The 21739-nt window shown below is 41.4% G+C and carries 23 protein-coding genes; 7 read left to right on the plus strand and 16 right to left on the minus strand.

The genetic code is table 11. The features are described from left to right. Positions 1-204 precede the first annotated feature (204 nt). The 3 genes from AC1DSL_RS06325 to AC1DSL_RS06335 all read right to left on the minus strand — a co-directional run bounded on the left by AC1DSL_RS06325 (position 205) and on the right by AC1DSL_RS06335 (position 1789). A complete protein-coding gene (locus tag AC1DSL_RS06325; RefSeq protein ID WP_477531590.1) occupies positions 205-894 on the minus strand; it encodes an aspartate/glutamate racemase family protein in 690 nt (229 codons plus the stop codon). A 26-nt stretch (positions 895-920) separates the two neighbouring features. Further along, positions 921-1361, minus strand: coding sequence for an SRPBCC family protein (locus AC1DSL_RS06330; RefSeq protein ID WP_477531591.1), 441 nt, complete (start codon positions 1359-1361; stop codon positions 921-923). 131 nt (positions 1362-1492) lie between these two features. Next, positions 1493-1789, minus strand: coding sequence for a DUF3221 domain-containing protein (locus tag AC1DSL_RS06335; RefSeq protein ID WP_477531592.1), 297 nt, complete (start codon positions 1787-1789; stop codon positions 1493-1495). A 152-nt stretch (positions 1790-1941) separates the two neighbouring features. Here AC1DSL_RS06335 and AC1DSL_RS06340 point away from each other — a divergent pair, with 152 nt between their 5' ends. Then, entirely contained in the window at positions 1942-2925 is a 984-nt protein-coding gene (locus AC1DSL_RS06340) for a quinone oxidoreductase family protein (protein WP_477531593.1), read from the plus strand. Continuing rightward, the gene (locus tag AC1DSL_RS06345; RefSeq protein ID WP_477531594.1) at positions 2922-3737 is read left to right on the plus strand and encodes an MBL fold metallo-hydrolase; all 816 of its coding nucleotides are present in this window, start codon (positions 2922-2924) and stop codon (positions 3735-3737) included. The genes AC1DSL_RS06340 and AC1DSL_RS06345 overlap by 4 nt, the downstream gene beginning before the upstream one ends. 76 nt (positions 3738-3813) lie before the next feature. On the opposite strand, the gene AC1DSL_RS06350 is transcribed toward AC1DSL_RS06345, so the two are convergent. Next, the gene (locus AC1DSL_RS06350; RefSeq protein WP_477531595.1) at positions 3814-4566 is read right to left on the minus strand and encodes a hypothetical protein; all 753 of its coding nucleotides are present in this window, start codon (positions 4564-4566) and stop codon (positions 3814-3816) included. Positions 4567-4761: 195 nt separating this feature from the next. Between AC1DSL_RS06350 and AC1DSL_RS06355 the strand changes: the two genes are divergently transcribed. Beyond that, positions 4762-5280 carry a DinB family protein gene (locus tag AC1DSL_RS06355; protein ID WP_477531596.1) on the plus strand — a complete coding sequence of 173 codons (519 nt, stop codon included), beginning with the start codon at positions 4762-4764 and terminating at the stop codon, positions 5278-5280. Positions 5281-5330: 50 nt separating this feature from the next. Here AC1DSL_RS06355 and AC1DSL_RS06360 read toward each other — a convergent pair whose 3' ends face one another. From AC1DSL_RS06360 to AC1DSL_RS06380, 5 genes are all read right to left on the minus strand, one after another. Further along, entirely contained in the window at positions 5331-6116 is a 786-nt protein-coding gene (locus AC1DSL_RS06360) for a TerC family protein (RefSeq protein ID WP_477531597.1), read from the minus strand. Positions 6117-6168: 52 nt separating this feature from the next. Next, a complete protein-coding gene (locus AC1DSL_RS06365; RefSeq protein ID WP_477531598.1) occupies positions 6169-6573 on the minus strand; it encodes a sporulation protein in 405 nt (134 codons plus the stop codon). 843 nt (positions 6574-7416) lie between these two features. Further along, on the minus strand, positions 7417-7524 hold the full coding sequence (gene cydS / locus AC1DSL_RS06370; RefSeq protein WP_016429400.1) for a cytochrome bd oxidase small subunit CydS family protein: 108 nt from the start codon (positions 7522-7524) through the stop codon (positions 7417-7419). Positions 7525-7538: 14 nt separating this feature from the next. Then, a complete protein-coding gene (locus AC1DSL_RS06375; protein ID WP_477531599.1) occupies positions 7539-8564 on the minus strand; it encodes a cytochrome d ubiquinol oxidase subunit II in 1026 nt (341 codons plus the stop codon). Beyond that, positions 8561-9907: a cytochrome ubiquinol oxidase subunit I gene (locus AC1DSL_RS06380; RefSeq protein ID WP_477531600.1), complete on the minus strand. Its 1347-nt coding sequence runs from the start codon at positions 9905-9907 to the stop codon at positions 8561-8563. The genes AC1DSL_RS06375 and AC1DSL_RS06380 overlap by 4 nt, the downstream gene beginning before the upstream one ends. Positions 9908-10196: 289 nt before the next feature. Here AC1DSL_RS06380 and AC1DSL_RS06385 point away from each other — a divergent pair, with 289 nt between their 5' ends. Beyond that, positions 10197-10658 carry an NUDIX hydrolase gene (locus AC1DSL_RS06385; protein ID WP_477531601.1) on the plus strand — a complete coding sequence of 154 codons (462 nt, stop codon included), beginning with the start codon at positions 10197-10199 and terminating at the stop codon, positions 10656-10658. A 115-nt stretch (positions 10659-10773) separates the two neighbouring features. Here the strand turns inward: AC1DSL_RS06385 and AC1DSL_RS06390 are convergent, their stop codons facing one another. Then, positions 10774-11685 carry a diacylglycerol kinase gene (locus AC1DSL_RS06390; protein ID WP_477531602.1) on the minus strand — a complete coding sequence of 304 codons (912 nt, stop codon included), beginning with the start codon at positions 11683-11685 and terminating at the stop codon, positions 10774-10776. A 166-nt stretch (positions 11686-11851) separates the two neighbouring features. Further along, positions 11852-12421 carry a thioredoxin family protein gene (locus AC1DSL_RS06395; protein ID WP_477531603.1) on the minus strand — a complete coding sequence of 190 codons (570 nt, stop codon included), beginning with the start codon at positions 12419-12421 and terminating at the stop codon, positions 11852-11854. A gap of 130 nt (positions 12422-12551) precedes the next feature. Between AC1DSL_RS06395 and AC1DSL_RS06400 the strand changes: the two genes are divergently transcribed. After that, the gene (locus AC1DSL_RS06400) at positions 12552-13880 is read left to right on the plus strand and encodes a TrkH family potassium uptake protein (protein ID WP_016429406.1); all 1329 of its coding nucleotides are present in this window, start codon (positions 12552-12554) and stop codon (positions 13878-13880) included. An 89-nt stretch (positions 13881-13969) separates the two neighbouring features. After that, entirely contained in the window at positions 13970-14380 is a 411-nt protein-coding gene (locus AC1DSL_RS06405) for a hypothetical protein (protein ID WP_477531604.1), read from the plus strand. A 253-nt stretch (positions 14381-14633) separates the two neighbouring features. Here the strand turns inward: AC1DSL_RS06405 and gatB are convergent, their stop codons facing one another. The 5 genes from gatB to ligA all read right to left on the minus strand — a co-directional run bounded on the left by gatB (position 14634) and on the right by ligA (position 21217). Then, positions 14634-16064 (minus strand): Asp-tRNA(Asn)/Glu-tRNA(Gln) amidotransferase subunit GatB, encoded by a 1431-nt coding sequence (gatB, locus tag AC1DSL_RS06410; protein ID WP_016429409.1) that lies wholly within the window; start codon positions 16062-16064, stop codon positions 14634-14636. Then, the gene (gene gatA, locus AC1DSL_RS06415; RefSeq protein WP_016429410.1) at positions 16061-17530 is read right to left on the minus strand and encodes an Asp-tRNA(Asn)/Glu-tRNA(Gln) amidotransferase subunit GatA; all 1470 of its coding nucleotides are present in this window, start codon (positions 17528-17530) and stop codon (positions 16061-16063) included. Before gatA ends, gatB begins: the two co-directional genes overlap by 4 nt. 24 nt (positions 17531-17554) lie before the next feature. Then, a complete protein-coding gene (gatC, locus tag AC1DSL_RS06420; protein WP_016429411.1) occupies positions 17555-17845 on the minus strand; it encodes an Asp-tRNA(Asn)/Glu-tRNA(Gln) amidotransferase subunit GatC in 291 nt (96 codons plus the stop codon). Between the two features lie 206 nt (positions 17846-18051). Continuing rightward, entirely contained in the window at positions 18052-19194 is a 1143-nt protein-coding gene (locus AC1DSL_RS06425) for a CamS family sex pheromone protein (RefSeq protein ID WP_477531605.1), read from the minus strand. Between the two features lie 16 nt (positions 19195-19210). Beyond that, the gene (ligA, locus tag AC1DSL_RS06430; RefSeq protein WP_477531606.1) at positions 19211-21217 is read right to left on the minus strand and encodes an NAD-dependent DNA ligase LigA; all 2007 of its coding nucleotides are present in this window, start codon (positions 21215-21217) and stop codon (positions 19211-19213) included. A gap of 342 nt (positions 21218-21559) precedes the next feature. Between ligA and AC1DSL_RS06435 the strand changes: the two genes are divergently transcribed. Beyond that, complete coding sequence (locus tag AC1DSL_RS06435) at positions 21560-21682, plus strand: hypothetical protein (protein WP_477531607.1); 123 nt, start codon at positions 21560-21562, stop codon at positions 21680-21682. Positions 21683-21739 lie beyond the last annotated feature (57 nt).

A 21739-nucleotide genomic window follows, 5' to 3' on the forward strand; every position in this document is an offset into this window, starting at 1 on the left:
TCTTTAACCATCATCTTTAACCATCACATTGGTTAGTTCGCTCTTGTTCAAATTATTTTTTTATCTCTTAGAATGGTTATTTCRCAAGATTGCATTTTTTAATAATCTCACTATAAAAAGTGAGAATKAAATTACTCCTATTAAGCTTAAAGTTATTAAAAAAACAGTAAGAATAACATTCATTTTTAAACCCCCAAGAATCTTCTATTCTAATGCCATTTTAACGGCTTCCAGGGCATGTATAACTGTTGTATCAAATAAAGGAACTTCAGCGTCTTCATGTCTTATTAATAATCCAATTTCTGTACAGCCCAAGATAATTCCTTCTGCTCCATCATCTATTAAACTCTTGATCACTTTTTGAAAGGACTCCCTTGAAGATTGCTGGATATCTCCTAAGCACAACTCTTCAAAAATCACCCTGTTAATAACTTCACGGTCCTCACGATTAGGCACCAGAACCTTGATCCCATTAGACTCGATGCGTGATTTATAAAAGTCTTGTTCCATTGTATATTTAGTGCCTAGTAACCCAATCGTACGTACATCAGACTTAAGGATTTGATTCGCTGTGGCATCCGCAATATGTAGGATAGGGATGCTAATTTTTTCTTCAATATATGCAATCACTTTGTGCATAGTATTGGTACAAATGATAATAAAATCTGCCCCCGCTTTTTCTAAAGTCAGTGCAACATCTCCTAATACATGTCCGGCTTTCTTCCACTCATCTTCTGCTTGATAACGCTGAATCTCAGCGAAGTCCACGCTATACATAATGCATTTAGCCGAATGTAATCCACCTAATTGCTTTTTTACTTCTTGATTAATTAGCTGGTAATACTTAGCTGAGGATTCCCAGCTCATACCACCTATTAGACCAATAGTTTTCATAAATATTCTCCTATCATCAGTTTATGTCAGTGCACGATTGCTGCTCTCAAATTGCTGATGCCATTTTCTAAATACCCTTTTAGGCAGGTCAGCATATAAACCCAACCTTCTTTATTATTTAATAATTGACTAATTAATTCTTCGTCATTTTCATTCCAGCCTTTTTCGTTCACTTCTATAACTGTCGACGTATCATCTAGTTCGTTGAACATAATCATCACAGTATGTTCTTCTTCTGAAGGACCCCATTTGAAGACAATTTTTTTATTTTCCTGAATTTCCACTATGATTACTTCCACTTCAGCATTGTATTCTTCATATCTCCRGGTAAAGGTCTTGCCTTGTTCCAATTTTCCAGAACCAGCTGAAAACCAAAAATTAGCCATTTGCTCTGGTTCAACGAACGCATTGAACACCTCATGTGCGGGTTTCATTATTTTTAATTTTGTATGTACTTGAATATCCATATATTTTTTAATCCCCTTTGTATCGTTTTTATTTTTAGTCATACTTATATATTCAATATTTGTTGTTCAACACCTTTTAAAAAAATTATTTACAGAATAAAAAGGTCCCCAAATGTCTCGGAAACCTTTTGTTATTCATCCACTACTTCTATATGCAGTGAATTCGCTTTTGGTGGATCGGATTCCATTAAAGCACCATCTGTCCATACCAGAACCTCTTGGCCTATTTCATAATCATATATGCTTTGCCCTTCCGGTACCCTTACCCAGACCATTTCGGAATCTTCCTCTTCCACTAAAATACTGCCGGATCTTTTATCAGTGACTGTTCCGATGATTTGAGCTTCACCTTTCATTTCATCCTCTTCAGAATTACAACCTGACAACATGGCACAAAGGATTCCAAACAAAATCAACTTTTTTCTCATCTAGTAAGGCCCCTATCTTCGTTTCAGAATTAGACGGTTAACCTGGTTAAATGTTCCAGCGCTTTCAGGAACTCTTGTTTAAGGTTTTAACTAAAAGCGGTTAGAATGAAAGTAAGGCGGAATCATCTCGCTTTATTATTGGAGGTTTTACTATGAAAGCACTTATATATAACACATTTGGCGGACCCGAAGTATTGGAATACCATGACATGCCCAACCCTGTAATCGGTCCAAATGAAATTTTGATCCGGATGAAAGCGATTGGCTTGAACTTTGCCGACGTCTATAGGAGAAAAGGGAACTACCACCTTGAGGGGAAACCTCCTTATATTCTGGGCTATGAAGGCGCAGGCATTGTAGAACAAGTAGGAGCAGACATACAAGGTATTCAAAATGGCGACCGAGTTGCATTTGCGGATGTCCCGTTTGCCAACGCCGAGCTGGTGGCTGTTCCAATGGATAAAGCCATCCCCCTACCGGAAGCCATTTCATTTGAAGAAGCTTCTTCCGTCTTGTTGCAAGGGTTGACAGCCCATTATTTAACGCAAGACAGTTATGCAGTGAAAAAGAATGATGTAGTACTTGTACACGCGGCTGCTGGCGGTGTGGGGCAGCTTCTAATTCAGATTGCCAAGTTGCTTGGTGGAAAAGTGATTGGTTTGACATCTTCAGAGGAAAAAGCAGAAGCAGCGAAAGTAGCCGGCGCGGATGTTGTGTTTCTTTACAAGGATGACTGGAAATCGGCAGTTCTTCATGAAACGAATGGCAAAGGTGTAGATGTCGTGTATGAGTCCGTGGGTTCTACATTGATGGACAGTTTTGCGGCAACTCGAGTCGGTGGTACGGTTGTCTTCTATGGAATGGCTGGTGGTGACCCGGTTTCGATTGACCCACGCATGTTGATGGATACATCTAAAACGCTGACAGGCGGAGACTTATGGAATGTCTTGACCTCTAGAGAAGAACGAGTGGCTCGTTCAGGTGAGTTGTTCCGCTGGATGGAAGAAGGAAAAGTGAAATTAGCGAAGCCGACCACGTTTGCTTTGCATGAGGGACAGGAAGCTCATCGCTACTTGGAAAGCCGTAAAAGCACAGGGAAAATTTTATTGATTCCTTCGAATGGAGTATCAGAATGATTACTTTTCAAAAAGCCGGTTTGACGGTTTTTCAGAGCGCGCTATGGAAAACGACAAGCTCAGTAGTTGAGACGGATGACTTGATCTTGGTTGTCGATCCCACCTGGCTCCCCCTTGAAATTCAGGAGATACAGGAATTTGTGGCAAGCATACGCAACGGCAAAGACTTATATCTGTTATTCACACATGGTGATTTTGATCACATTATCGGATATCACGCATTCCCGGATGCCAAAGTAATCGGTAGTATGGGCATGCAGGAACATCCGAGAAAACAATACAAGCTCCATTTAATCCAGCATTTTGATAATGAATATTATGTTGAGAGAACTTATCCTATAGAGTTCCCAACAATTGATTTGGTCATTGAAAAGGATGGACAACAACTCGTCCTAGGGGATACAACGATGACCTTTTATTTATCCCCCGGACACACGCATGATGGATTATTTACTGTCATCGAGCCCCTGGGCATCTGGATAACTGGAGACTATCTTTCCGATTTTGAACTTCCCTATTTATTCGATAGTGCAAATGCATACCTGGAAACACTTCATAAAGCGCAGGCAATTTTGAATTCTCATAAAATTAAAGTACTAGTTCCAGGGCATGGACAAGCTACTGAAAATGAAAATGAGATAAAACGAAGAATTGAGCTGGCACATGATTATCTTGAGAGATTGATTGATGCCGTGAAAAGCGAGGATGCAGCAGCCATACTGGCATTGGAAAAAGAGATGCCTTTCCCATCGAATTTCACGAAAGAATGCCATCAGAAAAACGTAGAAATTATCCGTGAAGAAAATACTTAATCCCATTAGAAAACCGCTTGGATTCATTACACCCCAAGCGGTTTCTTTATTTCGATTATGCAACAGTTCGTCTACATTACTTTAATTTGTTAGCGTCTTGTTGTTTCATGGATTGAATCGTTCCTAATACAATTCCCATTACCTGTCCTTTAAGAGCATCCGGAACAGATTCATTGGTAGGATTGCGATAGATAAAGTGATTCAGTTCTCCGTTATATGAAAATCCGAGCTGTGTTAGGTCGTTCTTCAAAGAATCTGGTATTTGATTCGAACCTGTAGATTCTTCAAAAAACTCTGTTGGAGCTACATATAGCTCTACATCATCGAGACTGGAAGAGACGATAAGCAGGTTTGTGTCACCAGATAGAACCCATTTCCCTTTAGATCGAATGGAAATTCCCGCATGTTCCAACCCAGAGATTCCATCCAGATTCACACCAAAAATCTGATTGATCAATACTCTTATCTCTGCTCCAGTAATAGATTTATCCTGAACTTCAATGTACCGATCCATGACTTCATTTTTAGGCATGTCCATAATTTCAGCATCCAGTTCCGTTGAGACTGCAGTTACATTTAAGGACCTGCGAAGACTTTCCATGACAGAAATGTTGTACATGGACACTTTATTGCCGTAGTTTTTTTCTGAAATGTAATTCAAATCTATTCCGAAAACGCCCTCTACCACTTCACGTACTTCTGTCCCGTTCACTTCAGTACCAAATGATTTTAAGTAAAGATCCATGACTTCCGTTTTTGGTATTTCATTAATATTTTCCACTGAATTTCCGATTGCTTTCATTACCGCTGATGTATATTTGTTTTCCATAACATATCCACCTTCTCATCTTATTTCTCTAAACCTCATGTTATTAAAAATGCGATTCCAATTCTCTTAAGCTTTGCTACTTTCCTTGAAAATAGTGAATATGGTACAAAGAATATGTATCCATTAACTTATATATAATAGAATGTTAATTGTCAAACGTTCAAAAACTAAAAGTATGAACAAAGGAGAAAAACGATGCTTAAAAAACCTCTACGTGATGAATACCCGGCTTATTACGAAAACTATATCGGGCTTGTGCCTGAGGGGGGACTTACGGATTTGCTCAATTCACAGATACAGGACTTAATTGCACTACTTTCCGATATTGATGTATCTATGGCGAATTATCGCTATGCCGAGAACAAATGGACATTGAAAGAAGTCATTGGTCATATCGCGGACACTGAACGGATTATGAGTTACCGACTACTACGAATAGCTAGAGGCGATCAAACGCCATTGTCTGGTTACGATGACGAACAATATGTCCGAGAAGCTTCTTTTCATTCCCGCTCCCTATCAGATTTGCTTGAAGAATTGGTGGCAGTCCGATATTCAACTGTCAGTTTAATCAAAGGATTGAATGAAAACACGTGGCCGAGAAAAGGTATCGCAAACAACGGTGAAATAACTGTCCGAGCACTGGCCTATATCATTGCAGGTCATGAACTTCACCATGTGAAGATTATCAAGGAAAAATATTTGAAGCGTTGAACTCATAAAAAAACGCTTGGATCTCATTGATTCAAGCGTTTTGAATTTGTTTATAGTGGAAGATYTTTTTCTTGTGGTTCTTCTACATCCTTTTCTTTCGCCAGGAACCAGCCTGCCGCTGCAATTCCAATCAACACAGTGTAGAAAATCAGCTTCCACTCTGTGGAATGGGCAAATTCATATGAAATAACGCCAACGTCTGGATGTCCCAACGTCAAGACGGCAAGTTTCACACCTACCCAGCCCACAATCGCAAACGCTGCGATTTCTAGACCCGGTTTTGAATGAAGCAACTTGACGAAGAAGTTGGCTGCAAAACGCATGATGATTAAGCCTATGAGACCACCGGCGAAAATGACAAGGAACTTACCGCCGTCCATACCGCCGATTGGAGGAAGATTGGTGTTTGGAAGTGTCATAGCTAAAGCTACTGCCGCCAAAATTGAATCTACCGCAAATGCAATATCCGCTAATTCCACTTTGAATACCGTACCCCAGAAACCTGCTTTTTTCTTTTCCTTTGCTTCCTTTTGTACGCCATTGTTATTAAAGTAAAGTTTTCGTGCGATATGGTTAATGGCGATGAATAACAGGTACAGTGCTCCGATTGCCTGCACTTGCCATACGTCCACTAGGAACGAAATGATGAATAATGAACCGAAGCGGAAAACGAACGCTCCAACGAGTCCGTAAAACAAAGCCTTTCTTCTCTCGGCTTCCGGCAAATGTTTGACCATGATTGCTAGAACTAGCGCGTTATCTGCAGCAAGCAATCCTTCGAGTCCAATCAGTAGTAACAATACCCATCCATATTCCATCAAGATTGAAATATCCATTACTGATTCCTCCTTTAGAATTCAATTAAATTATCTTTGCAAAATGCGAAGGTTATACAGAGTCATTTACTGCAATTACTTGTATGACATCGTGGTCTAGGCTTTCCACTCCCTGTTTGAAAGCGAGTCGGGACTGGAATCGATAAGATGCACTGACAGCTGGCTGCATGGTTTTTGGGAGCCTAAATGTGAAAGGAACCTGATTAGTGGCATCTGATTCAATCAGCTTTGAGGTAAAAATGGTTACGGAATCGATTATTTCTTCTTCGGTTTTGTCCCCTTCACAGGTCTTCACCAAATCACAATCGATTCGTTTCAATTGTTGTTCAATCGTACCTCCTTTTACCAAGAAATTTCCCTTAACTAGCTCACCCGGCCTGTAAATATCTTTCTCAAGAATCAAATCAATTTTTGCCGACCCTATTCCAACTAACGCCATGTATTTCCTCAGTATCATATAAAATCCTCCTGTAATTTGTATTTAGTTGAGAGGCTCCATTTCGATTGGTCCGTTTCCAAAAATGAAAATAAAAAAACCTTTACCGGAAACGGCAAAGGTTTTTGAAAAAATAAAAGACCTTTACCAATGTTGGTAAAGGTCTTGCTAACAACGAAGTCGTTGCCAACAAAGCCGGGAGATTTTGGCCTCCGAAATGACGACTTTGCTGTAAAAGCTACTCCCCTTTAGGAGTTACGATTCAACTAATTACTATTAATATATTCTATTTAAGGGTAAATTGTCAAATACTTTAATTTTTCCATAGACAATTCGCCACTTAAAGACTTGTCCATTAACGAAAATCAAATAAACAGGTATCAACTATTTAACCAGAATAAAAAAATGAGTGAATATAACTGTAATTGAAAAAGAGCCTATGCAAGAAAATGTTGATTTTCATTGCGGCGGACGCGTTTCGCGGGCACGGCTTCAGTCTCCTCGTCACTACGTTCCTGCGGGGTCTTCAGCTCGTGCTGTTCCCGCTGAAAAGATTGGGACCAAAGGCAATTTGGTCCTAATCTTTGCGACGAGTAAGCGCAGGAGCAGTTGTTTTCCGCCGCCTCCACTCCAATCAAAAGAAATTGCTTCTGTAAGCTGTCTCTGCAAAATATATAATTTGGAAGGTGGTYGGCTATTTCTGAAGACTCCTGCGGAAAAACGAAAGAAATAGCCGACCACAATTTTTTTCGATAGAGTGCAAAAAATAAGAACTCATTTTTTATTCTTTTATATTAATTATTATTCTTTTGTCAACAAGCTAAACGCTTGGATATTCAATCATATCCAAGCGTTTTCATTTACCTATTCTTTTTTTCGTAATGGTCCGTCTTTTGGGGCGAACCAAAATGCTGTGATGATTGCACCGATGAGGACGATGAATGGTGCGTAAAAAATCATAAAATCCGTCATATGATTGGCCTCCTTTAGGCGTGGTTATCTTTATTCCCACGAACGTAGTCTTTATTGAACAGGAACAACTTCAGCAATAAATACAAGGATGGAAGCAATAATCCAAGTCCCGCAATGAAAGCAACAATCAAGGCGATTGCCATCGCTTCGTTCGTGAAACTATCGTAAATCGTCAAATAAGGATATAACAGGTACGGATAATGTGAAATCCCGTAGCCGAAGAATGCCAAGGCAAACTGCCCTGTCAACAAACCGAACGCCAAGCCATAATTTTTACGTTTCCAAATCAGCCATACCGTTCCGACAAACATCAGGAATGAAATACCAAACACCCACCATAAATCAAGAATGCGCGCATAGTGTTCCGGATTATGTCCGCGAAGCTCGAAGATGATTCCGCCTGCTGTGATCATCGTTGGCAATGCCCAAATGAGCGAATACTTACGAAGCAATTCAGTTGCCGATCGGTCACCTGCTTTATTGGCATACCAAGTCAGGAAGACAGCCGAAATATAAAGCAGTGCCGCGATGCTTAATACAACTATGCTCCAGGTCAACGGACTCGTAAAGAGCTTCCAGTAATCCAGGACTGGATGGTCATTTACCATTGAGATGAATCCGCCTTCGGAAATCGTCAAAACGATTGAAAGTGATGCCGGGATAAACAAACCGGATAACCCGTACATGAAGGTATATCCTTTATGCCCATATGAACCATACATCGCAAATGCGTAATAGGATCCGCGGATTGCAAGCAGGATGATCGCGATGCTTGCAGGAACCAATAGCGTCGTCCCATAGTAGAATGCAGTTTTAGGGAAGAAACCGATAATCCCGACGAAGAAGAAAACGAGAAATACATTTGTTACTTCCCATACAGGTGAGAGGTAGCGCTCAATAATGTTCGTCAGGATATGGTCACGCCTAGTCAGTGTGTTATATGCATTGAAGAAACCTGCACCAAAGTCGATGGATCCGATTATCAAGTAGCCAAACAGGAAAATCCATAAGACAGAAAGTCCGACTATTTCGAGCGTCATACGAAGTCACCGCCTTTTTCTTTGCGTCTATCCTCAATTTCTTGCTCCACTGGATTCTTCTTGAACATGCGTCTGAGAATGACGACACTACCTACTCCAAGAATCAGATATAGACCGGCAAATAGCACCAGAATTAAATCCACTTGGCCACTGGTCGTAGCCGCATCCTCCACTCGCATGATGTTTCGCAAAATCCAAGGCTGACGGCCTACTTCTGCGAGCCACCAACCGAATTCAATTGCCAGCACTGCTAACGGTCCGCTCGCAACAAGCAGCCATCTGAACCATTTCGTCTGTACAATCGACCACTTTCTCCATACCGCGAATACATAGACAGCAGAAAGGAAAGCTAGCCACATGCCGATTGTCACCATCATGTCAAATAAGTAATGAATGTATAGTGGTGGTTCTTCATCATCAGGCACTTGGTCAAGTCCCTTAACTTCAGAGAATGGGTCGCCATGGGCAAGAATACTCAGCGCATATGGAATTTTGATGGCATACTTAACTTCCCCATCGTCCAGAACGCCGTACATTACTAACGAAGCATTTTCTTCCGTCTCAAAATGCCATTCCGCAGCAGCGAGTTTTTCAGGCTGGTACTCCGCCAAATATTTCCCGGAGAAGTCCCCGATAATTGCCGTTGCAATAGAGAAGATAAGGCCGAGCTTCATTGTTAAAAACAAGGCTTTTTTATGGTACACATGATTGGAGCCTCTCAATAATCGGTAAGCAGCAATCGAAGCAAGCACAAATGCCGCCGTCATGTAGGCTGTCACAACAACATGCGCCACTTTAGTAGGCATTGCAGGGTTGAACATGGCCAGCAGAGGATTGATGTTAATCAATTCCCCATCTACCAAATCAAATCCTTGAGGAGCATTCATGAATGCATTCACAATCGTAATAAATACCGCTGAGAATGATGCCCCGACTGCAACCGGAATCAGTAATAATAAATGTTTCTTTTGATTTTCAAATCGATCCCATGTATATAAATAAATCCCTAAAAATATGGCTTCAAAGAAAAACGCGAACGTTTCCATGAATAATGGCAAAGCTATCACGTTCCCTGCAAGTTCCATAAAGTTCGGCCAGAGTAATGAAAGTTGGAGACCAATGGCCGTCCCTGTAACTACGCCCACTGCAACTGTGATGACGAAACCACGTGCCCACCGTCTTGCGAGAAGAATGTAATGTTCATCATTTTTCTTGATTCCCACCCACTGGGCGATCATAATCATGAGCGGAATACCTACCCCAATGGTGGCATAGATAATATGAAACGATAGCGTAAGTTCAGTTAATATCCTACTAAAAAATACTGCTTCTTCATTCCCCACTTAAAACCCCTCCTATTAACTTCAGAAAATCCTACCTATTATCGACAACATCATAATGGTTGCCACAATAAACGCAAGCCACATTAACTTTTTCTCTTGTTTTTTATACATGTCGTCACCTTCCTTAATTCCTATCATACCCCAATTAGAGTCATTCAAAATCTCGGGATGTATCGATTTTGTCACGTCCCTGTGAAGGAAATGTGAAAACTATCACATATTGATATTGCGAAAGTTCTGAGCATTTTGTATTCTAAGTAAATCATACTTAATTTTCGAGGTGAATGCGATGAAAACGAAGCGTAAAGTGTTGGCGTACATAACAAAAGGCCAGGCACCCAATTTGGAATTACTTGTTTTCGAGCACAAACAACATCCGGAAGCAGGCTTGCAAGTTCCAGCCGGCACAATCGAAGAAGACGAGCAACTAATTGATGCATTGTACCGGGAAATTAATGAAGAAACAGGTATCACGCGTGACAAACTGTCTTTCATTGGAAAAATCCACAAGTATAACTATTATCCGAATGGAAAAGGCACAGTTCATGAACGTAATTTTTTCCATCTGGATTATGCGGGCGACCAACAAAATTGGGAGCACCTTGTGGTTTGCGATGGATTAGATAACGGCCTCACATTCCAGTTCCGTTGGGAGCCACTCGGAACGTTGCCAAAACTTGCAGGTGCACAGGATGTTGCAGTTGAGATGCTAAGTCTGAGAAGAAAGAGACATGAGGAATCGACCGATTGAGTAAAAGGCGAGAAAATCCATTCATTGATGATTGGTGGAAAACCTGTCTTTACAAGTTACTATAAAAAGAACAAAGAGCATTTCCTGGTCTTCCAGGAAATGCTCTACAAATTAATTATGGACGGTCTTGTTCACGAATGTCGTTGATCGGAACAAACACTTCAATATGACGATATAAATTTTCAAATACCGCTGGTGCATTCCCACCGTATTCACCGTCTAAATTTAGTTGGACATGATCGTCTGCTGATACAGTGATATGTTTGGCTTTTTTATAAACAACATGAGGATCTTCCAAATGCTCACCACGTATTGCAAGGGTTGCCAATCGAATAAACTCGGCAATGTTACACTTTCTCAAAATGAGTAATGTAAACAGGCCATCATTGACGCTCGAGTCGGGAGCAAGTCTTTCAAATCCACCTACTGAATTTGTCAGGCCCACAAGAAACATCATCGCTTCGTCATCAAACACTTCCCCATCGTATTCTATCCTTACTTGGGAAGCGCGAATAGACGGCAGCATTTCAATTCCTTTTAAATAATATGCGAGTTGACCAAGTACAGTTTTCAACTTACTCGGTACGTCATACGTTAACTCAGTTATTTTCCCGCCGCCCGCGATATTAATAAAATAGCGATCATTGACAACGCCAACATCAACGGGAATTGTATCGTTCGCCAAAATAATGTTCACTGCCTTATCAATATCTCGAGGAATTCGAAGTGCGCGCGCAAAGTCATTAGTCGTTCCCATTGGGATTAGGCCGACTTTCGGGCGCTTTTCAAATTGACTGATTCCGGCCACTACTTCATTTAACGTGCCGTCCCCACCAGCTGCAATCACCAGGTCAAATCCTCGCTCCACTGCATAATTAGCGGCTCCAACAGCGTCACCTTCACACGTCGTTGCGTGACATGACGTTTCGTAACCAGCCTTCTCTAATTTTTCTAAAACCTCAGGCAAGTGTTTTTTGAATAACTCACGGCCAGATGTTGGATTGTAAATAATGCGTGCACGTTTCATACACATTTCCTTCTTCCTGCTTTACATTTTATTCTATTTGCTAGGACTCCTGAGCGATCTGAAAAGTTCCCTGTCAACAGTTCAGCAGGAATAGTCCACGAAAAGAAGCCGGACATATGCCTCGGCTTGATTTCTTTATTATATACGAATGCACCCAGTAGAACAATTATGACTGTTTTTGCAGTGCTCCTGTAAATTCCTTACGGATGTCCTCGTAAACCCACAACCAGTATTCAGGTGTAGATTTGTACTGAGCTGTGATTTTCTCAATAAAATCCTTTTGCTTGTCTTTGAACGTTGGGTCATCTGATGCGGGCATTTCTTTACGAAGTTCCATCACATATTCTTGAAGTTTCGGTGCACGAGGACCCCATTTCGCAATGACTTTTCCATCTTGATTCAACAATAAGTAAATTGGGATTGATCGGCCACCGTTTGTTAAATAACGGTCCATTAAGTCCAAAGTTTGATCTCGGTAAACTACTCGGACCTCTATATCTGCCGCTTCAGCAACACGACGCAAAATCGGATTATTCATCATAGCATCCCCGCACCAATCTTCAGTAATAGCTAAAATGCGTGGCGATTTATCTTTTAATAAGGAAATGAATTCATCGTCTTGAGGGACATGGAATTGTTCATAAATATGAAAGCTGTTGTCTTTATGGGTCTCCATTTTCTCCATATATTCATTCAAAGAAATGGCTTCATCAAAGTATTGTTGTTCTGTTTTCATGAGTGTATCTCCTCCTCTCCCTTCAGTTTACGTATTTTCATCTGATSAATCAAATTTTTAGTTGACAGTCTATTTAAAGAAGCATAAAGTTAGTTAATATTTTCATACTCACCAATTAGGAAGTGCGATTATGCGTCCAAGGAATAAGAAAAAATTTTTATTGCCTCCTCCCCTGTTAATTGCGGGAAGTTTCTTGTTTTTAATTCTGCTAGGTACGCTTTGTTTAAAGCTTCCTTTTGCCACGAACACACCTATTTCGTGGACGGATGCTTTGTTTGTTGCGACGTCAGCGACAACCGTAACGGGACTCAGCGTTTTTGACCCTGCCTCCACTTTGACTTGGTTTGGTGAAGGAGTACTTATGTTCCTCATCCAATGCGGGGGAATCGGCTTGATGACATTTGCCGTAGCATTACTCATTGTACTTGGAAAGAAAATCGGCCTTCAAAACCGCATCTATTTGCAAGAGTCTTTCAATCAACAATCTGTCGGGGGTATCGTCAAACTAGTAAAGCTGATTTTGACATTCGTTTTAACGGTTCAGTCCATTGCGATGGTCATCATGACCCTCCATTGGACTCCCAAATTCGGTTTTTCAGAAGCACTTTACTTAAGTGTATTCCATGTTATTTCCGCTTTTAATAATGCTGGGTTCGCATTGTTTCCGGATAACCTGATCGGGTTCTCGGGAGATCCCATCGTGAATTTAGTGTTATCAGCCTTATTTATAATAGGTGGACTTGGTTTTACTGTCATTGTTGACATTCATCAGAAAAAATCATTCAGAGAATGGTCTCTTCACACGAAAATGATGATTATCGGTACAATCAGCATTAACGTGTTAGCGTCCGTCACGTTTTTCCTGTTAGAATACGGAAACCCTGCCTCTTTAGGTAACATGACTTTTTACGAAAAAATTATGACATCCTATTTCCAAGGCGTTACTCCTCGTACGGCAGGATTCAATACCGTGAATTATGGTGACTTGGAAGATCCTACGATTTTGCTAACCATGATTCTCATGTTTATTGGTGCAGGGAGTGCATCAACGGCATCAGGCATCAAACTAACTACTTTTATGGTTGTTATTCTTGCTACAGTTGCGTTCTTCCGCCAACGCGGCGAACCAGAATTGTTCGGTCGCTCCATACGTATCGATACAGTAATTCGTTCATTGGCAATTACAACAATCAGTACATTGTTCGTGATGGCCTTTATCTTCCTGTTAACCGTATCAGAAAAAATCCCATTTCTTCCGCTCGCATTTGAAGTCGTTTCAGCCTTTGGAACAGTCGGATTATCGATGGGAATTACTGGGCAACTGAGCGACTTAGGCGAAGTATTATTATGTGTGGTCATGTTTGTTGGTCGAATCGGCTCACTCACATTGTTCTTCTTATTAATGAAGCCGAAAAAAGTCAATTATCGTTATCCGTATGATCAAGTATTTACTGGATGATTATCGAAAGCCTTCCACGAAAACGGAAGGCTTTTACTATCCATTTATGGGTAAACTTAAATCAAAAAGCTGAAAATGAGGTGAATCTATTGTTTTTAATTGCATTGCTAAAACCATTAAAAACTTATGAAGACTATGTCTATAAAGCCAATGCCTATTCTCATATATTCCAGAAAGAAAAAGCAATTGCAACGATGGAACAAGCAGCCATACACCCACAATTTTCGATCGAAGAAAGATCAAGCGGCTACATTTATTTAGGGATTCGCTATTCTAAAATGTTGAACTACCGAAAAGCATCCGATTGTTATCATAAAGGATTTGAGCTGATGATTGACGAGCCTTTTTCATATCGTAGTCCCTTTAAACAAGCCATTGAGGCTTTCATCAAAAATGGCGATGACGTGAGAGCGAAGTTTTGGCTAAATAATCTCCTCGAACGTCAAAGTTATGATAAGAATTTCAGGAAGCTTGCTGCTCTTGAGAAGAAATTATATTGAGATGGTTTTATTCGTGTATCTCAACTAACTTAACTTAATGCTTAGACAGCGGTGAACGATGAAAAAGGATTTGTCGATCAAACTGGAGATTTATCAATCAAACTGGCTACATTGTCAATCAAACTAAGGATTTATCAATCAAACGAAGCACTTTATCAATCAAACAGATTTCAAAAGCAAGTTTACTTGGTGAGATTCCATATTCATAATCCATAAAAAAAGCGACTCCACGTTGATGGAGTCGCTTTTGTATTTATCGTTTTGAAATTTCTTCTTGAAGGATTTTATTAACCAACGGTGGGTTAGCTTGTCCTTTTGTTGCTTTCATAATTTGACCAACCAAGAAGCCAATCGCACGGTCTTTCCCGTTTTTGAAGTCTTCGATTGATTGTGCATTCGCGTCCAATGTTTGTGTGACGATGTCACGAAGCGCACCTTCGTCAGAAATTTGAACTAAGCCTTTTTCTTTCACGACTTGTTCAGCAGTTCCGCCATTGTCAGCAAGTTCTTTGAATACTTTTTTCGCGATTTTCGAAGAGATCGTGCCATCGCTGATTAGTTTGATCATGCCAGCCAAACCTTCAGGCGTTAGCTTTGTATCATGTAATTCTTTTTGGTCGACGTTCAAGTAAGCTGATACTTCACCCATCATCCAGTTAGATGCAAGCTTCGTATCCGCACCAAGAGCAATCGTTGCTTCAAAGAAATCGGACATTTCTTTCGTTAACGTCAAGACCATTGCATCGTATGATGGCAAGCCCAACTCTTCAACATAACGTTGTTTACGAGCGTCAGGAAGTTCAGGAATATCCGCACGTACACGGTCCATCCATTCTTGGTCAATGACTAAATCGACTAAGTCCGGTTCCGGGAAGTAACGATAATCGTCCGCTCCTTCTTTAACACGCATTAACAATGTTTTGCCTGTCGATTCGTCAAAACGACGAGTTTCTTGCAGGATTTCTCCACCTGAAAGCAACACTTCTGCCTGACGAATTTCTTCATGCTCAAGGCCGCGACGCACATAGTTGAATGAGTTCAAGTTTTTCAATTCAGCTTTTGTCCCGAATTGCTCTTGACCGTAAGGACGAAGTGAAATGTTGGCATCACAACGTAGTGAGCCTTCTTCCATCTTACAATCCGATACGCCTGTGTACTGGATGATTGATTTCACTTTTTCCAAGTACGCATAAGCTTCTGCAGGTGTGCGGATATCTGGCTCTGAAACGATTTCGATTAATGGTGTACCTTGACGGTTGTAATCAACCAATGAGTACCCTTTATCGGTATGTGACAGTTTCCCAGCATCTTCTTCTAAGTGCAAGCGAGTAATCCCGATACGTTTTTTGTAGCCATCCACTTCAATTTCAACCCAGCCGTGTTCACCGATTGGTTGGTCGAATTGAGAGATTTGGTACGCTTTCGGATTATCCGGATAGAAGTAGTTCTTGCGATCGAATTTCGTATGTGTTGAGATTTCACAGTTCAGTGCCATCGCTGCTTTCATGCCGAAATCAATTGCACGTTTATTAACAACAGGTAAAACTCCTGGGTATCCAAGGTCGATTACATGTGTATTTGTATTCGGTTCTGCGCCAAAGTGGGCAGGTGAAGGTGAAAACATTTTCGAATCTGTTTTCAGCTCTACGTGAATTTCTAAACCAATGACTGTTTCAAAGTTCATGATTTTGCTCCCTCCCAAAGTTGAGGAGTTTCTTTATGGAAGCTTGTCGCCTGCTCGTAAGCATGAGCTACACGATAAATCGTTGCTTCATCAAAGTGTTTCCCGATAATTTGCAAGCCCAGTGGCATTCCTTCAGAGTATCCACATGGTACCGAGATTCCTGGGACACCAGCCAAGTTTACAGGGATGGTTAAAATATCATTTGCATACATCGTCAATGGATCATCGTTTTTCTCGCCCACTTTAAATGCAGGTGTTGGCGTCGTTGGTCCAATGATGACGTCGTATTTTTCAAATACTTGATCGAAATCTTGTTTGATCAATGTACGCACTTGTTGTGCTTTTTTGTAGTATGCATCGTAAGAACCTGCGCTTAATGCAAATGTTCCTAACATGATGCGGCGTTTTACTTCGTCTCCGAAACCTTGCGCACGTGTTTCTTTGTATAAGTCCATTAATGATTCCACGTTTTCTGCACGGAAACCATAACGGATCCCATCAAAACGAGCTAAGTTTGAAGATGCTTCTGAAGAAGCCAGTAAATAGTAAGTTGCTAAGCCGTATTTTGAGTGAGGTAAAGATACTTCTTCCCAAGTTGCGCCAAGTGATTCCAATACTTTCAATGCATCAAGTACCGATTGTTTGGCAGCTTCCCCAACACCATCTCCTAAATACTCTTTAGGAACACCGATGCGAAGGCCTTTAACGTCACCAGTCAATGATTCAACAAAGCTTGGTACATCAACATTTGCAGAAGTTGTATCGTTTTCGTCCACACCTGAAATCGCTTCAAGCAATAACGCATTGTCTCTTACATTGCGTGTAATCGGTCCGATTTGGTCTAAAGAAGATGCGAAAGCAACCAACCCAAAACGAGATACACGGCCATATGTTGGTTTCATCCCAACTACACCACAGAATGATGCTGGTTGACGGATTGAACCACCTGTATCAGACCCTAATGAAAATGGTACTTCACCCGCTGCAACTGATGCTGCAGATCCACCTGAAGAACCTCCAGGAACACGGTCAAGATCCCAAGGGTTACGAGTGATTTTGTACGCTGAGTTTTCTGTTGAAGAACCCATTGCGAATTCGTCCATGTTCAGTTTACCGATAGTGATCATGCCCGCTTCACGCAGTTTACGAACGACTGTCGCATCGTAAATCGGGTTGAAACCTTGAAGGATTTTAGAAGAACATGTTGTTTCGATGCCTTCTGTTACGATGTTGTCTTTTACACCAATCGGCATACCGAATAACGGTCCGCGTTTTGATGCAGGCACTTCGTCCATTTCTTTTGCTTGAGCCATTGCTTGTTCTTTATTAAGTGCTAAAAATGCTTTTACGTCACCGTCTAAAGTTTCGATACGTGTATAGGCTTCAGCTGTCAAATCTGCAATTGATAGTTCTTTGTTATGTATCATTTCTTGCAGGTCGGTTGCTGAGTAGTTGAATAATGTCATGGATAGTCCCTCCTTACGTCAAAATCAGTCTAAAATTGATGGTACTTTTACTTGGCCCGCTTCTTGCTCACGAACATTTTTCATCATTTTCTCACGGTCAAGTCCAGGGACTGCCTTGTCTTCACGCAATACGTTCACTAACGGTAAGACATGTGTAGTTGGTACAACATTTGTTGTATCCAGTTCATTTAACTGCTCAGCAAAATTGGTTATTGCCGCAAGTTGGCCTGCAAACATTTCAGCTTCTTCATCTGTAATGGCAAGACGTGCTAAATGTGCTACGTGCTTTACTTCTTCTTTTGATATATTCGCCATTTTTTACACCTCCGAATTCACAATCATACCGAGTATCATATCATTTTTCACTTTAAAAGAATAGAGACAGCATCAAGCTGTCCCTAGGTATTACAATGGTTTTGCTAAATTGAATCTATTCCCATTTGATGATTTCCAGCGACAAGCAAACTCGTACTTCTGTTTCATGTCCTCAGAGTCGAGCTAAATTGGCGCTTTTCGCATTTCTAGTCATAAATATGGACGTAAGGCTCTTTCTCGTCAGCTTCTTTAATGACCAGTGCTTCTGGTCCGTTAATCGATGTGACGCTGACTTCTACATGCATGGAAGCTGGGAAATGTTCCATCACCAGTCCCGTCATGTATTGCGTAAAGCCAATGATTTCAGCCGTACCATAAAACTGTATCGGAATATCAATGGTCATTTTCTTAATATGATCGTCCTGGTAGAACCCAGTACCAACGATACTTGTGAAATTCGAGAAATACTCTTCCACATCTTGTTTGAATTTATTGAACGATTGTCCCACTTCACGGTACTTTTCTTCGGAAACAGGTTGTGGGAACAGAACGAATTCTTCATTAATGTCTGTCCAATCAGAAACTGATGCTTTTCCTTCACCAACTTGCCCGCTTGCAAAATATGTACCCGGTACTATGGAATTGCGGCTTTCTTGTCGGAACAAGCCAACCGTAATTGGCACTTTCTCAAGTCCTTTCATTGTACGCATGCGTTTAACGATTTCATTGGCCATCTTTTTACCTTGTTCAACAATGACTGCTTGGGGAATTGGTTCTTCATACGTCGCACCAAAGTCTTCCTTTTGGTAGTAATAGGTAGAATTCATGGCAAGACCAATGGAAACACCACCAAGTTTCACTTCGTTTTTATCTGATTTTACTAAATAGTTTTGCTCAACTATATGTGCTAAATATATAGGTGCTTTTTTGGCTAACTCAGCTGTCATGTTTCCTTCTTTAGGACGACTTGGATTTAACCCGTCTTTCGTTTGCGAACTTCGGGCTAACCACGAACTTAGTACTTCCGCATCAAGCATTTGACCTTCTTGGAAAAAGTAGTCGTCTGGTGAAAACGTACGTTGCGACAAACGCAATAACCCGCTTTCTACTTCTTTCACATCGTACTTGGAATAAATATTTGAGACGACTAATCCTCGACTCATACTTTCTTGATATGGCAAGAGGGTACGATAATACTGGTCCGAAATTTGCATGCTCGGAATGATCGTTGCCTCTTCTTTACTTTTTTCAGTTTCAGTGTTGACTTTTGTATCTTTACTTAGGCTCGGGATACACCCTGCAAGTAAGGTTAAAGATATTATAGCTGGAATCCAGCGTATTCGTTTCATTATAGGAAGGACTCCTTCACCCATTTAATTCTTCAATCAGACGGTTTTCATCCCATACCGGAATGCCCAACGTACGGGCTTTGTCGAGTTTAGAACCGGCATCTTCACCTGCAATGACGATGTCTGTTTTTTTACTCACACTCCCAGAGACGGTACCGCCTACTTGTTCTATTTTCTCTTTTGCTTCTTGTCGTGTCAATTGTTCCATTTTCCCAGTTAACACAACTGTTTTACCTGTCAATACGTGATCCAAGTTTGAAAGATCCACTTTTTTACCAGTATAGGATAAGTTCACTCCTAGTTTTTCAAGTCGTGCGATTAATTCCTGCACTTCTTCGTTGTCAAAGTAACTTACAACGGAGCCCGCCATTTTATCGCCAATTTCATGAACTGACGTCAGTTGTTCTGGAGTTGCTTGCGCAAGTGACTTCATATCTCCGAACTCTTCTGATAGAATTTTGGCGGCCTTCTCACCAACATGTCGAATTCCTAATCCAAATAATACGCGCTCCATTGAATTTTGCTTGGATGATTCAATGGCAATAACCAGATTCGTTGCCGACTTCTCACCCATTCGATCCAACTGGATCAATTGATCTTTCGTAAGCGTAAACAAGTCCGAAACATCGTGGATGAGTCCTTCACGGAACAATTGCTCCACCACTTTTTCACCGAGTCCATCAATATTCATTGCGTTTCGCGACACAAAATGAATGAGTCCTTCGGTAATTTGAGCAGGGCATTGAGGATTGACACAACGTAGTGCCACTTCACCTTCAATACGAACGAGTTCACTCTCACAAACTGGACAATGTGTAGGCATGTTAAATGCCGGCAACTCCTCTTTACGAGCCTCAAGAACCACTGCCACCACTTCTGGAATGATGTCGCCTGCTTTGCGGATAATGACGGTATCCCCAATACGAATGTCTTTTTCACGAATCAAATCTTCGTTATGTAAAGACGCTCGTCCGACGGTCGTTCCTGCCACTTGTACAGGTTCAAGTATTGCTGTCGGTGTTAAGGCACCTGTACGTCCGACGGTCAATTCAATGTCGAGCAGAGTGGTTACAACTTCTTCAGCCGGGAACTTATACGCTGTCGCCCAACGTGGACTCTTAGCCGTGAAGCCTAAATCCTGTTGGTGAACATAGCGATTCACTTTTATGACGATGCCGTCAATTTCATAAGGTAGATTTGGACGTTCTGCTGTCCACTTTTCAATATACGATACGACTTCGTCGATTGACTGACAGGTTTGTCGTTCCCTATTTGTTTGAAAACCAAGTTCGTCCAAATAATCGAGCGCTTGTGCATGGCTATCCAGCTGATATGCTTCCCCGTCCCCACCGATGCCATAAACGAAAATGGCCAGGTTACGACTTGCGGCAATTTTCGGATCAAGCTGACGCAATGAGCCCGCTGCTGCATTTCTCGGGTTTGCGAACTTTTCTTCTTCATTTGCCACACGTGTTTCATTCAATGCGGTAAACGATCTTTTAGGCATGTAGGCTTCGCCTCGAACTTCGATAGTGAGCGGTTTTTTCAAGCGTAACGGAATGGAACGGATGGTTTTTAAATTCTCCGTAATATCTTCCCCTATGCGACCATCACCACGTGTTGCGCCGCGGAAAAAAACGCCATTTTCATAGCTGAGTGAAATGGCTAAGCCGTCTATTTTCAATTCACATACATATGAAAACTCGTCCCCTATGCTTGCACGGATGCGTCGGTCGAAATCTTCCAAATCCTCCCGTCCAAAAGCATTCGATAAACTGAGCATCGGATATGTGTGTGATACTTTCTTGAATCCTTCAAGAACCACTCCACCAACACGTTGAGTTGGCGAATCCGGATAAATCAGGTCAGGAAATTCACTTTCAATGGCAATGAGTTCCTGCAAATATTGGTCATAAACCGCATCAGGCACGACTGGCTGATCCAGCACATAATAGGCATAGCCTGTATCGTGCAAAAGCTGATTGAGTTCTTTCACACGTTCTTCCAATTGTACTTTATCCATAGAGTCGTTCCTCCGCTCGATCTGTTATAACTATTTAAAAAGGAGCATCAAAAGAGCCAGTCTTGGAACTCAGGTTAAGAACGCCACATCCTGCTCCTGCGATTACTCGTCGCAAAATAATTCCTGCTCCTGCGATTACTCGTCGCAAAATTCCTTTTGTGACAACACATGAGTAACCAACTTCGTGTTAGCCCGAGGCGACGCAGCCTTTGAGTACCGCACTTGCACAGAATGTGCTGGCTTCTGCAATGCTTACAGGATGTAAGTATTGCAGAAGTTCCTCTTGTATTTAATACGTGAGGAACGGAAAAGCAAGCCAACGGTTTTTGGTACCCAGCCTAAGTGCCACGTCCTGCTCCTGCGATTACTCGTCGCAAAATTCCTGCTCCTGCGATTACTCGTCGCAAAATTCCTGCTCCTGCGGTTACTCGTCGCAAAATTCCTTTTGTGGCAACGGCTGCATAACCTGCTTCGTGGAGGCCACGACGTGCTATTTTGAGCGGACTTTTTAAATTATCTATA

The organism is Paenisporosarcina sp. P4_D4 (assembly GCF_056401835.1).